At 61.9% G+C, this 14,940-nt stretch carries 14 protein-coding genes; 7 read left to right on the top strand and 7 right to left on the bottom strand.

Going from position 1 to position 14,940, the window contains the following annotated elements:
• Positions 1–50: 50 nt before the first annotated feature.
• From LNV06_RS04230 to LNV06_RS04220, 3 genes are all read right to left on the bottom strand, one after another.
• Positions 51–1,793, bottom strand: coding sequence for a PhoH family protein (locus LNV06_RS04230; protein WP_263536975.1), 1,743 nt, complete (start codon positions 1,791–1,793; stop codon positions 51–53).
• Between the two features lie 280 nt (positions 1,794–2,073).
• On the bottom strand, positions 2,074–2,553 hold the full coding sequence (locus LNV06_RS04225) for a peroxiredoxin (protein WP_263536974.1): 480 nt from the start codon (positions 2,551–2,553) through the stop codon (positions 2,074–2,076).
• A 172-nt stretch (positions 2,554–2,725) separates the two neighbouring features.
• Entirely contained in the window at positions 2,726–3,103 is a 378-nt protein-coding gene (locus LNV06_RS04220; RefSeq protein ID WP_263536973.1) for an Mth938-like domain-containing protein, read from the bottom strand.
• A gap of 188 nt (positions 3,104–3,291) precedes the next feature.
• Here LNV06_RS04220 and LNV06_RS04215 point away from each other — a divergent pair, with 188 nt between their 5' ends.
• Genes LNV06_RS04215 through LNV06_RS04190 form a run of 6 tightly spaced genes read left to right on the top strand, consistent with a single transcriptional unit; the run spans position 3,292 to position 9,212 of the window.
• Positions 3,292–4,518: a pyridoxal phosphate-dependent aminotransferase gene (locus LNV06_RS04215; protein ID WP_263537510.1), complete on the top strand. Its 1,227-nt coding sequence runs from the start codon at positions 3,292–3,294 to the stop codon at positions 4,516–4,518.
• Positions 4,519–4,575: 57 nt separating this feature from the next.
• On the top strand, positions 4,576–5,886 hold the full coding sequence (locus LNV06_RS04210; RefSeq protein WP_263536972.1) for a homoserine dehydrogenase: 1,311 nt from the start codon (positions 4,576–4,578) through the stop codon (positions 5,884–5,886).
• The gene (gene thrC / locus LNV06_RS04205; RefSeq protein ID WP_263536971.1) at positions 5,883–7,289 is read left to right on the top strand and encodes a threonine synthase; all 1,407 of its coding nucleotides are present in this window, start codon (positions 5,883–5,885) and stop codon (positions 7,287–7,289) included. Before LNV06_RS04210 ends, thrC begins: the two co-directional genes overlap by 4 nt.
• Positions 7,282–8,529 carry a molybdopterin molybdotransferase MoeA gene (locus LNV06_RS04200; protein ID WP_263536970.1) on the top strand — a complete coding sequence of 416 codons (1,248 nt, stop codon included), beginning with the start codon at positions 7,282–7,284 and terminating at the stop codon, positions 8,527–8,529. Before thrC ends, LNV06_RS04200 begins: the two co-directional genes overlap by 8 nt.
• Positions 8,526–8,795 carry a molybdopterin converting factor subunit 1 gene (moaD, locus tag LNV06_RS04195; RefSeq protein ID WP_263536969.1) on the top strand — a complete coding sequence of 90 codons (270 nt, stop codon included), beginning with the start codon at positions 8,526–8,528 and terminating at the stop codon, positions 8,793–8,795. The genes LNV06_RS04200 and moaD overlap by 4 nt, the downstream gene beginning before the upstream one ends.
• A gap of 6 nt (positions 8,796–8,801) precedes the next feature.
• Positions 8,802–9,212 (top strand): S-adenosylmethionine decarboxylase family protein, encoded by a 411-nt coding sequence (locus LNV06_RS04190; protein WP_263536968.1) that lies wholly within the window; start codon positions 8,802–8,804, stop codon positions 9,210–9,212.
• Here LNV06_RS04190 and soxR read toward each other — a convergent pair.
• Entirely contained in the window at positions 9,133–9,729 is a 597-nt protein-coding gene (gene soxR, locus LNV06_RS04185) for a redox-sensitive transcriptional activator SoxR (RefSeq protein WP_318013432.1), read from the bottom strand. The genes LNV06_RS04190 and soxR overlap by 80 nt on opposite strands.
• An 80-nt stretch (positions 9,730–9,809) precedes the next feature.
• On the opposite strand from soxR, the gene LNV06_RS04180 reads away from it, so the two are divergent.
• Positions 9,810–10,892 carry a questin oxidase family protein gene (locus tag LNV06_RS04180; protein ID WP_263536967.1) on the top strand — a complete coding sequence of 361 codons (1,083 nt, stop codon included), beginning with the start codon at positions 9,810–9,812 and terminating at the stop codon, positions 10,890–10,892.
• 142 nt (positions 10,893–11,034) lie between these two features.
• Here LNV06_RS04180 and LNV06_RS04175 read toward each other — a convergent pair whose 3' ends face one another.
• From LNV06_RS04175 to LNV06_RS04165, 3 genes are all read right to left on the bottom strand, one after another.
• Entirely contained in the window at positions 11,035–11,565 is a 531-nt protein-coding gene (locus LNV06_RS04175) for a porin family protein (protein ID WP_263536966.1), read from the bottom strand.
• A gap of 106 nt (positions 11,566–11,671) precedes the next feature.
• On the bottom strand, positions 11,672–13,279 hold the full coding sequence (locus LNV06_RS04170) for a flavin monoamine oxidase family protein (RefSeq protein WP_263536965.1): 1,608 nt from the start codon (positions 13,277–13,279) through the stop codon (positions 11,672–11,674).
• Positions 13,280–14,863, bottom strand: a complete 1,584-nt coding sequence (locus tag LNV06_RS04165) for a polyamine aminopropyltransferase (protein ID WP_263536964.1) — start codon at positions 14,861–14,863, stop codon at positions 13,280–13,282. It abuts the gene before it with no gap.
• Positions 14,864–14,940 lie beyond the last annotated feature (77 nt).

The following is a 14,940-nucleotide window of genomic DNA, read 5'->3' as shown; positions in this document are numbered from 1 at the left end:
ACAAGGGCGGCCCGCAGGCCGCCCTTGGATGAAGTGCTCTAGCTTCCTGCTTAGAGCACTTCGGAGGCAAAGTCCGCCAGGCGTGAGCGCTCGCCGCGCGCCAGCGTCACATGGCCGCTGTGAGCCCAGCCCTTGAATCGATCCACGGCAAAGGTCAGGCCGGAGCTGCCTTCGGTCAGGTAGGGCGTGTCGATCTGCGCCAGATTGCCCAGGCAGACGATCTTGGTGCCGGGGCCGGCGCGGGTGATCAAGGTTTTCATCTGCTTGGGCGTCAGGTTTTGCGCCTCGTCGATGATGACGAACTTGTTCAAGAAGGTGCGGCCGCGCATGAAGTTCAAGCTCTTGATCTTGATCTTGCTGCGCACCAGATCATTGGTGGCGGCGCGGCCCCATTCGCCGGCGGCGCTGTCGCCACGCGCCAGCACTTCCAGGTTGTCGTCTAGCGCGCCCATCCAGGGGCTCATCTTTTCCTCTTCGGTGCCTGGGAGGAAGCCGATGTCTTCGCCCACCGGCACGGTCACGCGGGTGACGATGATTTCGCTGTAGCGGCGCTCGTCCAGCACTTGCGACAGACCCGCAGCCAAGGTCATCAGCGTCTTACCGGTACCGGCGGTGCCGGTCAGGGTGACGAAGTCGCAGTCCGGGTCCATCAGCAAGTTGAGCGCAAAGTTCTGCTCGCGGTTGCGTGCCGTCACACCCCAGACCGAATGCTTCTGGTTGCCGTAGTCCTTCAGCGTACGCAGCACGGCGGTCTTGCCGGTGATCTCCAGGACCTTGGCGTAAAGCGGCGCAGCGCCGGGCGCTTCCAGATAGACCAGCTCATTGACCAGCAGCGAAGGTACGAGCGGCCCGCTGATGCGGTAGAAGGTCAGGCCGCCTTGCTGCCAGCTTTCCATGGTCTTGCCATGGCGCTCCCAGAAGTCGGCCGGCAGCGCCTGCACGCCGGTGTAGAGCAGGTCGGAGTCTTCCAGCGTCTTGTCGTTGCGGTAGTCCTCGGTGGGCAGGCCCAAGGCGCGGGCCTTGATGCGCATATTGATGTCCTTGGACACCAGCACCACTTCGCGGCCCGGGTTCTTCAGCTTCAGCGCCTGCACCACGGCCAGAATTTGGTTGTCGGCCTTGCCCTGCGGCAAACCGGCCGGCAGCGGGGTGTCGATCAACTCGGTCTGGAAGAAGAGCTTGCCGCCGGCTTCGCGGTGGCCGGTGTGGTCCAGCGGCAAGCCCTTGGCCATTTCCTCGACACCGCTGCTTTTCAGGCCGCCCGCGAGGTTGTCCAGCTCACGGCTGACCTGGCGCACATTGCGCGCCACTTCGGTCATGCCCTTTTTGTGGCCGTCCATTTCCTCCAGCGTGATCATGGGCAGATAGATGTCGTGTTCCTCAAAACGGAACAAGCACATCGGGTCGTGCATCAACACATTGGTGTCCAGCACAAACAATTTGGTGGCCTCGCCATTGGCCGGCTTGGCCGAAGCTTTGCGCGTGCTGGGTTTGGCGGGCTTGGGGGCCTGCGTTCTGGCGGCCTGCACAGCGCTGGGTGCGAAGGTGGTTTGCACCGCTTCGACCTGTTTGGTGGCAAGCGTAGGCGACGTCGCCTTGCTGGGGGCCGAGGGGGCTGAGGGGGGCGACTTCTGGCGAGCTACTGGTGCTGGCGGAGCAGCAAGGGCTGGAGCGGGCTTGGCGGCGGCCGCACTCTTGCGGCTCGTGTCGGGCTTGCTGACAGTCAGCGTGGTCTCAAATGCGTTTGACTCTAGACGGCTGGCGCGTTTTGTCGGGGCTTTGGGCAGAGGCATGGCGTGGTGTCAGGCAGCGTTAGATCGGCACGAAGGCCGAGGGCTTGGAAACAAGAAGGCGATGAAGAAAAAAGAAAAGCCGCACAGGCCAGTGTGCGGCTTTTGATTTTGGCTTCAGGACTCTCGAGCATGGAACCATTATGCACAAAGCCCAGTGACACATTGCGCGGCTGAGCGCCAAGACATCAGTGCGAGTGCAAGCCTCTTGTTCAAATGCAAAAAGCCGGTTCGGGGCCTAGGCCCAACCGGCTTTTTTGGCGACTCGAGGTCTTGAAAAGACTTAAGCGGCTTCTTTCTTCAGGGCGCTGACTTCTTTCAGCACTTCGTCCACATGGCCGGCGACCTTGATGCCGCGCCATTCGGCGCGCAAAACGCCAGCCGCGTCGATCAAGAAGGTCGAGCGCTCAATGCCCTTGACCTTTTTGCCGTACATGATCTTGTTCTTGACCACGCCGAACATATGGCAGAGCTTCTCTTCGGTGTCGGCGATCAGCTCAAACGGCAGTTCCAGCGTTTGCTTGAACTTTTCGTGCGAAGCCATGTTGTCGCGTGACACGCCGAGCACAACTGCGCCAGCTTTCACGAAATCCTTGTGCCGATCACGGAATTGCATGGCTTCCGTCGTGCAACCTGGTGTATTGTCCTTCGGGTAGAAGTACAGCACCACCGATTGACCCAAGAAGGTATGGGGTGTGAACTTCACGCCTCCGGTGGCAAGGGCTTCAATTTCCGGGAGAGGTTTGTTGAGCGCTGGCGTCATGTGGCGTTTTGTATATGATGCGCCCGGGTAGGCATAGCCGTTGATTATACGTTGATCGGCCGACCCCTCCGGCGAGCCCGGATTCGCACCTTAGGGGGATTGCATCGGCCAAGGCCTTCTTGCCTCTGTTCTTCCCTCTGTTCTCCCCTCTGAAATCGCGCTGAATTCGCGATCAAACCGCCTCGATCAAGAGCGCAGCCAAGACTGATCGCCCTTCGCTGGCCAGTACGTTGTAAGTGCGGCAGGCGGCCGCCAAATCCATGGTTTCTATGCCGATGCGGGCTTGAATGAGTTGCTGATAAAGCGCGGGCTTGGCGAATCGGATGCGCGCCCCGCTGCCGAAAATCACCAGCTCAGGCTTCATCGCCAGGATTTGCTCGAAGTGGGCTTCGCTCAAATCTTCAAAACGGGTCAGCGGCCACGCTTGAACCTCGCCGCGCCAGGGCACCAGCAAGCTGGACTGATGCACTTCGCCATTGACCCAAACGCGCGAGCCGTCATGGCGCGAAATGCTGTTGCCGCCTTGCGGCTCATCGAGTTGAAATTTCATCGGGCTTCGCCTGGGGGAAAGTGAGCTTCTTCGGATTGCGGGAGGCCGGGGTGCTTGGCATTGGCCTTGGGGCCGGGGTATCCCTGCTACCCTGTGATTAAATTGTATGTTTTGCGGCGCAGCATTTCGCCCGCAGGCCTATTCCGAGCCCATCCCTAAAGCTTTCCCTCTGAGGAGACCACGTCTTGTTGAAGCCCACGCTCAAGTCCCGCAAGCTGGCCAATGTCTGCTATGACATTCGCGGACCCGTGCTCGACAAGGCGCGACAGATGGAGGAAGAAGGGCACAAGATCATCAAGCTGAACATCGGCAATATCGCCGCCTTCGGCATCGAGCCGCCGGAAGAGATCGTGCAAGACATGATCCGCAATCTGCCCGCGGCGGCCGGCTATACCGACTCCAAAGGCTTGTTCGCGCCGCGCAAGGCAGTGGTGCACTACTGCCAGGAAAAGAAGATCGCCGGCGTCACCATTGACGATGTTTACCTGGGCAATGGTGCCTCAGAGTTGATCGTGATGGCGCTCAATGCCTTGCTGGACACCGGCGACGAAGTCTTGTTGCCCGCGCCAGACTACCCGCTCTACACCGCCGCAGTGGCCTTGTCCGGCGGCACGCCGGTGCACTATGTCTGCGATGAGCAAAGCGACTGGATGCCCGATATCGAGGACATCAAGCGCAAGATCACGCCCAATACCCGGGCCATCGTGGTCATCAACCCGAATAACCCGACTGGCGCGCTCTACCCCGACAGCGTGCTGCAGCAAATCGTTGAAGTGGCGCGTCAGCATCAGCTGATCATCATGGCCGATGAGATCTACGACAAGACGCTGTTTGATGGCAACACCCACACCAGCATCGCCTCCCTGGCCGACGATGTGCTGTGCCTGACTTTCAATGGCTTGTCGAAGAATTACCGCTCCTGCGGCTATCGCGCTGGTTGGATGGTGGTGTCGGGCGAGAAGCGTCACGCCAAGGACTACATCATGGGCCTGAACATGCTGGCCTCGATGCGCTTGTGCGCCAACACGCCGGGCCAGTTGGCGATTCAAACCGCCTTGGGCGGCTACCAAAGCATCAAGGATTTGGTGGCGCCGACCGGGCGCCTCTGCCGCCAGCGCGACCTGGCCTATGACCTGCTGACGCAGATTCCTGGCGTTAGCGTGGTCAAGCCGAAAGCGGCGCTCTATATGTTCCCCCGCCTGGACCCGAAGATCTACCCGATCGAGGATGACCAGCAGTTCGCCTACGAACTGCTGGCCGAGGAAAAGGTGCTGATCGTTCAAGGGACGGGCTTCAACTGGATTGCCCCCGATCATTTCCGACTGGTGTTCCTGCCCAACTCCGACGATCTGCAAGACGCGGTGGGCCGGATCGAGCGATTCTTGAGCCACTACCGCAAACGCGCGGGCCGCTGAAGCGGCAGGCAGGACACCCCATTCCCCAAAGCGAATTCTGAAGAAGAGACTGAAGCCATGAAACCGATCAAAGTCGGCCTGCTGGGCCTGGGCACCGTGGGCAGCGGCACATTCAATGTCTTGCGTCGCAATCAGACCGAGATCAAGGGCCGTGCCGGCCGTGGCATTGAAGTGGCCATGGTGTGCCGCCGCAATGTGGCGCTGGCCAAGCAGATCGTTGGCGACTCGGTGGCCGTCACTGCCGACCCTTTTGAGATCATCCGCAACCCCGAGATCGACATCGTGGTCGAGACCATCGGCGGCTGCGATCTGGCCCGCACCCTGGTGCTGGAAGCGATTGCGCAGGGCAAGCATGTGGTCACCGCCAACAAGGCTTTGCTGGCGGTGCATGGCACCGAAATCTTTGCCGCCGCGCGCGACAAGGGCGTGATGGTGGCGTTTGAGGCGGCCGTGGCTGGTGGCATCCCCATCATCAAGGCCTTGCGTGAGGGCCTCACCGCCAACCGCATTGAATGGATCGCCGGCATCATCAACGGCACCACCAACTTCATCTTGTCGGAGATGCGCAGCAAGGGCTTGGACTTCGGCACCGTGCTGAAAGAAGCGCAACGCCTGGGCTATGCCGAAGCCGACCCGACTTTTGACGTGGAAGGCGTGGACGCTGCGCACAAGCTGACCATCATGTCTGCCATTGCCTTTGGTGTGCCGGTGCAGTTCGACAAGGCCCATGTGGAGGGCATCAGCCAACTGCAAGCGGCCGATATCAAGTACGCAGAGCAACTGGGTTATCGCATCAAGCTGCTGGGCCTGACTCGCCGCCGGGACAATGGCATCGAACTGCGGGTGCACCCGACCCTGGTGCCCATCAGCCGCCTTATCGCCAATGTCGAAGGCGCGATGAATGCGGTGGTGGTGCAGGGCGATGCTGTCGGCACGACGCTCTACTACGGCAAGGGCGCGGGTGCTGAGCCCACCGCCTCGGCCGTGATCGCTGACCTGGTGGACATCACCCGCCTGCACACCGCCGACCCGGACCACCGCGTGCCGCATCTGGCCTTCCAGCCGGATGCAATGAGCGACACCGCCATCCTGCCGATGACGGAGGTCTTGACCAGCTACTACTTGCGCTTGCGCGTGGCCGATGAGGCCGGTGTGCTGTCCAGCATCACTACCATTCTGGCCGAGGGCGATATCTCGATTGACGCCGTGCTGCAGCGCGAGTCCGCCGAAGGTGAGCGCCAGACGGATCTGATCATCTTGACGCACCAAACTCAAGAAGGCGGCATGAACAAGGCCTTGGCCCGCATGCAGGGCTTGCCGACCGTGCTCGCGCCCATCGTGCGCCTGCGCAAGGAAGAGTTGGCATGAGGTATATCAGCACTCGCGGTGATCAAACCGAGCGTCGCTTTTGCGAAATCTTGCTGGAGGGCCTGGCCCCTGATGGCGGCCTCTACCTGCCGGTGAGCTATCCGCAGATTGACGCGGCCACGCTGACGCGCTGGCGCGGTCTGGCATATGCCGACTTGGCGTTTGAAATTCTGTCGCTCTATATCGACGACATCCCGGCCGAAGACCTGCGCGCCATCACCCGCCGCACCTACACCGAGGCGGTGTTCGGCACGCCCGAAATCACGCCGCTCAAGACTTTGGAGCCGGGCCTGGCGCTGCAGGCCTTGTCCAATGGCCCGACCCTGGCCTTCAAGGACATGGCTATGCAACTGCTCGGCCAGTTGTTCGAGTACGAACTGGCTCGGCGCGGCGAGACGCTCAACATCCTGGGCGCCACCTCCGGCGACACCGGCAGCGCGGCCGAGTACGCGATGCGCGGCAAGGCCGGTGTGAATGTGTTCATGCTGAGTCCGCACGGCCGTATGAGCCCCTTCCAGCAGGCGCAGATGTTCAGCCTGCAAGATGCCAACATCCACAACATCGCCATCGAAGGCGTGTTTGACGATTGCCAAGACATCGTCAAGGCGGTGTCCAACGATCTGGACTTCAAGCGCAAGTACAAGATCGGCACCGTCAACTCGATCAACTGGGCGCGTTTGTTGGCCCAGGTGGTCTATTACTTTGCGGGTTACTTCCAGGCCGCACGCTCCAATGAGGAGCAGGTCAGCTTCACCGTCCCGTCTGGTAATTTCGGCAATGTCTGCGCCGGCCATGTGGCGCGCATGATGGGCCTGCCGATTGCGCATCTGGTGGTGGCCACCAATGAGAACGATGTGTTGGACGAGTTCTTCCGCAGCGGCGTCTACCGCGTGCGCGGCAGTGCCGAAACGCATGAGACCTCCAGCCCCTCGATGGACATCTCCAAGGCCAGCAATTTCGAGCGCTTTGTGTTTGATCTCTTGGGACGCGATGGCGCGCGGGTGAAGTCACTATTTGCCGACGCCATCAACAGCCAAGGCCGCTTCGAGATCAGCGTGGCCGAGCATGCGGCGATTGCACGTTATGGCTTTCAGTCCGGTCGCAGCGACCATGCGGATCGCCTGAACACCATCCGCGCCACATACCAGCGCTACGGTGTCATCGTGGACACCCACACTGCCGACGGGCTGAAGGTGGCGCAAGAGACCCGTGATGCTGGCGTCACCATGCTGGTCCTGGAAACCGCGCTGCCTGCCAAGTTTGCGGCGACGATTGAAGAGGCCTTGCAGCTCACGCCGCCGCGTCCAGCGGGGCTGGAGAACATCGAAGCCCTGCCCAAGCGGGTCACGGTGCTGCCGGTGGACACGCAGGCGGTGAAGTCCTTTCTTGCAGCCCATGTCTGAACCTTCTCAGCCGCGTGCGCCGATGCAGAGTCTCGATGAGGCTTTGCAGCGCCTTTTGAGTTCCGTCGCGCCACTGGCGCAGACCGAGACCCTGTCCACGGCGGAATGCCTGGGCCGTGTCTTGGCCGCCGATGTGGTCTCGCAGCTCGATGTGCCCCCAGCCGACAACACCAGCATGGACGGCTATGCCCTGTGCGCCGCCGATGTGACGCAGGCCGGCACGCTGCTGCCGGTGGCGCAACGGGTGCCAGCCGGGGTGGTGGGCGCCGTGCATCAAGCCGGCACGGCGGCACGCATCTTCACCGGCGCGCAGATTCCGATTGGCGCCGATGCGGTGGTGATGCAAGAACAATGCGAGTCGGTGGCCGGAGAGGGCCTGGGCAGCGTGCGTGTCAATGCCGCGGTGCAAGCCGGGCAGTGGATTCGTCGCCGCGGCGAAGACGTGCAGCAAGGCCGCGCCGTCATGGCTGCCGGAGCCCGCTTGGATGCGGCTGCGCTGGGACTGGCCGCCACCGTCGGCGCGGCTCAGTTGCAAGTGGCGCGGCGTCCGCGCGTGGCCTTGTTTTCAACCGGCGATGAGTTGGTGATGCCCGGCGAGCCACTCAAGCCGGGTGCCATCTACAACTCGAATCGCTTCACCTTGCGCGCCATGCTGCAAGGCTTGGGTTGCGAGGTGGTTGATCTGGGCATCGTGCCCGATCGCTTGGACGCCACCCGAGCCGCCTTGCGCGAAGCGGCGGCGCGCTCCGACCTCATCATCACCTCGGGCGGCGTCTCGGTCGGTGAAGAGGATCATTTACGTCCCGCAGTGCAGGCCGAAGGGCTGTTGGACCTCTGGCAGATCGCCATCAAGCCCGGCAAGCCCCTGGCTTTCGGCCGGGTCAATTCGGCGGAAGGGGGCGCTTGGTTCATGGGCCTACCGGGCAATCCGGTGTCAAGCTTTGTGACCTTCGCCTTGTTGGTGCGCCCGGTGATTCTGCGTTTGCAAGGCGCGACGCGCTTGGCGCCGCGTGGCTTCATGCTGCGGGCTGATTTCGCCTGGCCCAAGCCGGATCGTCGGCGCGAATTCTTGCGGGTTCGCTTGAATGAGGCCGGTGGGCTGGAGCTGTTCCCCAATCAAAGCTCTGGAGTTTTGACCTCCACCGTTTGGGCCGACGGCCTGCTCGACAACCCCGCTGGCCAAGCCATTGAGCCCGGCCAGATGGTGCGGTATCTGCCGATGTCGGAGTTGTTGCAATGAGCTCCACTGCGTTGATCAAGGTGAACTTGCGTTTCTTCGCCTCCTTGCGTGAGCGGCTGGGTACTGCTGAAGTGTTGGAGCTGCCTGCCGGCACCACGGTGGGTCAATTGCGCGAGCTTTTGCAGAGCCGCTCCGCCGATCATGCTGAGTTGTTGGCGCGGGGGCGCGCGGTGCGCAGCGCGCTGAATCAGCAGCTCTGCAAAGAGGATGCCGTGCTGAGCGACGGCGCCGAAGTGGCTTTCTTCCCGCCTGTGACTGGCGGCTGAGGCAGCGTGCAAGGTTTGCACCTGACGGCGGATCTGCGCGGCGTCCGCGCCGACTCGCCATTGATGTTGGACCCGGCTGCGCTGAGAGACTTGTGTCTGGACGCTGTCCTGGGGGCGGGTCTGGGGGCCGTGGCCGAGTTGTTTCATCGCTTCGAGCCCTTGCAAACCACCGCTGGCGGCCAGGACCAGTCCGGCATCACCGGCGTGGTCTTGCTGGCCGAGTCGCATTTGGCGGTGCACACCTGGCCCGAGTTGGGTGGGGTGACCCTGGATGTCTATGTCTGCAATCTGGGCGCCGACAACAGCGAGCGCGCTGAAGCGCTGATGCTGCGCATGATCAGCGCTTTTTCGCCCGAGCAGGTGCAGCGCCAGGCCTTGCAGCGCGGCTTGAGGCCGGGGCCGGATCAAGAGGGCTGAGTTCCGCCAGCACTTCTTGTGCGCGATCTCCCAAGAGGTAGCGGGCGCCGGCGCCGCGTTGCGCTGCCAGGTCGCAGGGGTTGTAGAGCTTGCATTTGCTCAAGGACAGGCAGCCGCAGCCAATGCAAGAGCTCAAGGTGTCGCGCAACTGAACAAGCTCCGCGATGCGTTGGTCGAGCAGGGGGCGCCATGATTTTGACAAGCGTTCCCAGTCTGCTGCCGTAGGCGTTCGAGACTCTGGCAGCTGATCCAGTGCCGCGCGAATATCGTCCAGGCTCAGACCCACCGTTTGCGCGGCTCGAATGAAGGCCAGCCGGCGCAAATCACTGCGTGCATAGTGGCGGCGCCCGCTGTCGCTGCGCAGGCTCAACAGAAGGCCAGCCTCTTCGTAAAAGCGCAAGGTGCTGGCCGCAATACCGCTGCGCCGCACCACTTCACCGATGGGGAGTCGGTCTTGGGCTTGGGCAAGTTCACGAATACGCGCGGCTGGATTGGACGGGGATTCGGTGTTCTTCACGGGGCAGCAATTTTTGCTTGACTTCAAGTTCACTTGAACTTTCAGTATAGAGGCCTTGTATTACTCAAGCCCATCCCATCATGAGCGCTTCAATCCACGCTTGCCTCGCCGTTCAGGCTCCGGCCACTCCAGCAGCCAGCGATCTGCACGCGTGGCTGCAGCGCAGTTCGATCTACCCGCCGGAGTACGACGATCAGTTGAGCAGCCATCTGCCCATGGCCTTGCAGGCTTTGCACAGCATGGGCGCTGATGAAGCGCAGATGCAAGTGTTCTTTGAGCTCTACATCCAGCGCTTCCAAGGGCGCTTGGCGCCGGCGCAAGGCCGGGCGCTAGAGGATTGGCGCTTGGCACTCGGTCGACCCGAATGTTTCGCCGATCTACGGGCCAGCTTCGAGCGGCAGCTGGCGACGCAAGGCCTTGATGAAGTCTTGAGTCAGGCGCTTCCGACCTTGTTGCCGGGACTGACGGCAGTGGCTTTTCACGGGGCCATTCGAGTGGCCCATGCGGTGGAGGGTGGCGACTTGTCAGGCGCCGAGCAACGGGCCGAGTTGGCTTCGGCTCTGGCCTATTGGGCCAGCCGTTGGCAGCGCTTGCCCGACGCTGTGGCGCCTGCCCGGCCTGAGCCTTTGCTGAGTCTTTCAGACTGGTCCCAACAATTGCAAGAGGGCAGTCGGGGCTGGCGCAGCGAAGCGCCGCTGATCTTTTTGCGAATGATGGAGGCGAGTGCTCAGCCCCTCTATTGGGACTTGGCGCCGCGCTTGCCGCTTCGGGCCGATTTGCGCGCCTTGGTGGCCGATTTGGCGAGTCTGGCCTTGGGCTACTACCTGGTCAGTGGCAACTTCACCGTGCTGCACATGATCACGGGTCTGCGCGCCTTGCGGGTCTTGATGGCTTGGCTGCCTTCGGGCGTACAGGACGATCCAAGTGTGCAGCACCTGCTGGTTCAAGCCTTTGTGGCGGCCTATATGGCCGGCCGCGTACAGCAGCGCCCATCTCTCGAATCATCGTTGTCAGACGAAGAGCTCAACTGGCCTGTCTTGATCCGCGCTGCGCTCGCTTCAAGCGACGACCACGCTATCAAGTTGGTTCATGCCTGCCGTGAGGAAATGCGAGTCTATGGCGATGCGCGTTACTTGCGGGCCGCGGCTTTGGTCTTGGCTTGAGTTCAGTCTGACCATCCCTGTCGTCAGTTGTTACTGCTTGGCGGCCTGAGATCCGTTCGACATGCTGAGCCAATAGGTGCAAAGACCATGAAAAAGGGCCCCATCGAGACGGGGCCCTTCGACTTCATCAAGCTCGAAAGGATCAGAAAGCGTAGTTCACGCCCAGATTGAACTGGCTGATCTTCACTTTCACTTCATCTTTGCCCGAACCAATTTTGTTCTCGCCAAGGTAGCTGTACTCAGCGCGCGCGCTCAGGTTCTTGGTGAAGTGATAGGCGGCGCCAGCGCCGACCAGGAACTCATTGTTGTTCACTGAGATATTGGTCTTGGCGTAGCTGACGTCCAGCGAATTGCGACCATAGCCCAAGCGGCCATAGACGGAGAAGCCGTTGGCAATCGGCAAGATGCCCAGAATCGAGGCCTGAACGGCATTGGCCGTCACGGTCGAGCCCTCGATCTTCCACTCGCCAAGGCGGCGAACTTGCAGTTCAAAAGCGACGTTGTCGTTGAGCGTGTAGCCCAAAGTGGCGCCGAAGCTGGTCTTGTTTTCCGACTCGCCGCCGGATTCGAATTTTGTGGAGCCGATGTCACCACCGACATAAATGCCTTGTTCAGCGGCAGATGCGGTGGCGGCGATCAGGGCCAGTGCGGCCAGAGCAATAATTTTTTTCATGATTTGTACTTCAATTGAGTGAACTCCTCCCTTTGAGGAGGTGCGCATACTACCAAAGGGTTTTTACGGGGTTCGCCGAGTCGCTGCAGAAAAGCGACAACTCAATTCATGCCTGCGAGGAGCCGTGAAATTTGGTTTTGAGTCGGCTCGCAACTCGGTGGCCAGCGCTGTAGGCCTCCTCAAAAACCGAGTAGCTCGCCAAGTCGCTGTGGGCGAAGTGAATCCGTCCATGGGCTTCGCACAAGCTGGCCAAGGCCTCAGAACTTCGCAGGCCGGGCACCGGAATGCTCATCGCATGACCCCAGCGCATCAAGTCCGCGCGTTCGAGCTGCTGCAGTAAGTCCGGGTGGGCATCACTCCATTGCTGCAGCAGTTGCCAAAACCAAAAGGACCAGGGCTGTTGATAGAGCTCCGTTCGGCGGGCTTGGGGCAGGGCCCAGTAGGCCGTCAAGACGGTGGGGCCGGGCTGCGGCCGCAGGCTTTGGTGCATGGCGTCCACATAGCCCAGACTCTCTCGGCCGTAGATCACATTGTCCCAAGCCGGTGGCGCGCCCACGCGCTGCAGCAGCGGGCCTTTGAGCTGCAGATTCGCCACCAGCCAAGGGGCATAACGCAGTTGATCGGCGGCGCTGCGAAGTGCTGCTGGCGCGGCATCACCCAGCAATCGCTTGGCGACGAAAAGCGGCGTGGCCAGCACCAACGCTTGGGCGACCCAATGCTCCGGGCTCTGTGAGGCCTCGTTCCACACCAGAGCCCGCACTTCATGCCGAGCGGACTCGACGCGCAACACGGTGAGCCCGCAATGGATGCGCTCGCCCAGGGCCTGTGCCATGCGACGTGTCAACCAAGCATTGCCTTCGGGCCAGGTCAGCACCGCTTCACGCTCGGTGCTCTCATCGCTGCCGGGTGGGTGAAAGCCGTGTCGGCTGGCGAAGTAATGAATGCCGGCCCAAGCCGAAACGGTGGCCGCGTCGGCACCAAAGTCGTCGCGGCAGCAATAGTCCAGATACCAACGCAGGCCGGCGTCGACCAGGCCTTGTCCGTCTAGCCAATGGGCAAAGGTCTGAGCGTCCAGATCAGCGTGGCCAGGCTGCCAGCGCTGGCTGCGGCTGGGGATGGCAAAGCCCAAGTGCTGCTTGGCCTCGGCAACGGCGCGAGCAAAGCGTTGGTACTGCGTCTTCGCCTCGGCAGTTTCGGCAGGTGGCAGCAGGCCCTCCAGCCATTGGCCTTGAAAGAGAAGGCGCTCCTGCGGGCTGTGGCAGAGATGGCGCTCATCAAAGACGGTGCGGCCCAGGTGCTGGCGCGAAAGGCCTAGCTCCTCAAGCAACTGGCTGATGGCGGGCGCCTCCGGCCCGGGCAGGGGCAGGTAGTGAGCCCCCAGAGGGCAGGCCATGCCGCCCATCTGGTGGCCGCGACTGTTGCCGCCGGCTTCGTCTTCCAGTTCCAGAATTGCGACATCATCGATGCCGGCCTGCGCCAAACCACGCGCGCAAGCCAAGCCCGCCACGCCGCCACCGATGATCAGCGTTTGGGTACGTCGAATCGGGCCGCCTTGCAGCGCGCTCAGTTCAGGCTGTGATTGGCGCAAGCGATGACCGCGCTCCACCTTGGCCCCGACCCACCCCCCCTTGAGTTCAAAGGCGCTTGAGCGCGGCGCACAGGCGGCGAGCAGGGCGCTGCCGGCGCCGGCTTGCAAGACATCGCGCCGCCTCATTCAGTGCACCTTGCCCCATTCGACCTCGAACTCATGCACCAGTTGTTGGTTGGAGAGTCGGTTTACGCCGGTGGGCAGGCGCGCCATATCGGGGGGGAAGTTCATCAGCGCCGGCATGCCGCCCAAGTCCAAGAACTTCAGGCCCGGCGGCAGGGCAGAAGGCTGCCCCCATGGCCGACGGCCGGCCAAGACAAAGCCCCATTCGCCAAAGCTCGGCACATGGGCGTGATATGGCGTGGTGCTCAGCCCTGCAGCTTCCAGCGTGCTCACCACGGTCCAGAAACTACGCCGCGCGATCAAGGGTGAAGTGGCTTGTACGACGGCGAAGCCACCGGCCGCGAGGTGCTGGTCCACCAGTTGATAAAAACTGGTGGTGTAGAGCTTGCCCAGAGCGAAATTGCTGGGGTCAGGGAAGTCAATCACGATCACATCAAAGTAGCTGTCGGCTTGTTGTTCCAGCCAGCCGAAGGCGTCGGCGTTGACGATCGTCAGCTTGGGGCTGAGCAGGGCCTCGGCATTGAGCTTGCGCAGCAGCGGCATGCTGCTGAAAAGACGTGTCATGTGCGGGTCCAGCTCCACGAGGGTGACGGACTCGACGCTGGGGTACTTGAGAATCTCGCGTATCGCCATGCCGTCGCCACCGCCCAGCACCAAGACCTTTTTGGGCGCGCCGTGGCCGGCCATGGCTGGGTGCACCAAGGCCTCGTGATACCGATATTCATCCTTGGAGTGAAACTGCAGGTTTCCGTTCAGAAACAGGCGTACGCCGGCATTGCCCTGAGTGAGCACCACACGTTGGTAGTCCGAACTTTCGCGCAGCAAGATGTGCTCGCCGTAAAAGCGTTCTTCCGCCCAAGTGGTCAGCTGATCAGCGCCCAATATGGCCAGCAGCAAAACGGCTGTGGTCACTGCGCAGGCCCAGGCATGGCTGCGCCACGCACGTAGCTGCGGCCTGAACAAAAAGAGCGCCCACACCGCCACCAAGGCGTTCAGCAAGCCAAAGAACAAGCCGGTACGCACCAGGCCCAAGTGCGGCACCAGCAGCAGCGGAAACGCCAAGGCCACCACCAAGGCGCCTAAGTAGTCAAAGGTCAAGACCTGCGAGACCAGATCGCCCAGCGCATAGCGTTGGCTGAATTGCTTTTTGAGAATGCGCATGACTAGCGGGATTTCGAGCCCTACCAAGGCGCCCACCAGCAGCACCAAGCCATAGAGCAAGACCCGAAAGGCCGCCAACTGTCCAGGAGGCAAGAGGCTGTGCGCTAAAAACAGCGCGGCCGGCATCAGCCCGCCGACCAGTCCTACCAGCAGCTCAATCTTCAGGAACTGCGCCACCAGCTGCCGCTTCAGATAGCGGCTCAGCCATGAGCCCAAGCCCATCGCAAACAGATAGGTGCCAATGATGGTGGAGAACTGCAGCACCGAGTCACCCAGCAGGTAACTGGCCAGCGCGCCGGCTGTGAGCTCATAGACCAGGCCGCAAGCCGCGACCACAAAGACGCTGGCCAGCAGCAGTAGCTCGTGCAGGGAGACGCGCTCGCTGAGGGCGGCGCCAGCGTCGACTTCGGAAGAGGAGGTGCTCATGGGGGATGAAGTATCAGGCCCTACGGGCTTGCTCTGATCTGATTCGGAGCAGGGCGCCGAGTTTTGCCAAAATACGG

The sequence above is a fragment of the Paucibacter sp. Y2R2-4 genome, from assembly GCF_025717535.1.
GTDB lineage: Bacteria > Pseudomonadota > Gammaproteobacteria > Burkholderiales > Burkholderiaceae_C > Paucibacter_A.
This window is presented reverse-complemented; position numbering and strand designations above follow the sequence as displayed.

Excerpts from the sequence above, each read along its gene's own strand:
- LNV06_RS04230 (WP_263536975.1), bottom strand. The coding sequence starts at position 1,793 with ATGCCTCTGCCCAAAGCCCCGACAAAACGCGCCAGCCGTCTAGAGTCA.
- LNV06_RS04225 (WP_263536974.1), bottom strand. The coding sequence starts at position 2,553 with ATGACGCCAGCGCTCAACAAACCTCTCCCGGAAATTGAAGCCCTTGCC.
- LNV06_RS04220 (WP_263536973.1), bottom strand. The coding sequence starts at position 3,103 with ATGAAATTTCAACTCGATGAGCCGCAAGGCGGCAACAGCATTTCGCGC.
- LNV06_RS04210 (WP_263536972.1), top strand. The coding sequence starts at position 4,576 with ATGAAACCGATCAAAGTCGGCCTGCTGGGCCTGGGCACCGTGGGCAGC.
- thrC (WP_263536971.1), top strand. The coding sequence starts at position 5,883 with ATGAGGTATATCAGCACTCGCGGTGATCAAACCGAGCGTCGCTTTTGC.
- LNV06_RS04200 (WP_263536970.1), top strand. The coding sequence starts at position 7,282 with ATGTCTGAACCTTCTCAGCCGCGTGCGCCGATGCAGAGTCTCGATGAG.
- moaD (WP_263536969.1), top strand. The coding sequence starts at position 8,526 with ATGAGCTCCACTGCGTTGATCAAGGTGAACTTGCGTTTCTTCGCCTCC.
- LNV06_RS04180 (WP_263536967.1), top strand. The coding sequence starts at position 9,810 with ATGAGCGCTTCAATCCACGCTTGCCTCGCCGTTCAGGCTCCGGCCACT.
- LNV06_RS04175 (WP_263536966.1), bottom strand. The coding sequence starts at position 11,565 with ATGAAAAAAATTATTGCTCTGGCCGCACTGGCCCTGATCGCCGCCACC.
- LNV06_RS04170 (WP_263536965.1), bottom strand. The coding sequence starts at position 13,279 with ATGAGGCGGCGCGATGTCTTGCAAGCCGGCGCCGGCAGCGCCCTGCTC.
- LNV06_RS04165 (WP_263536964.1), bottom strand. The coding sequence starts at position 14,863 with ATGAGCACCTCCTCTTCCGAAGTCGACGCTGGCGCCGCCCTCAGCGAG.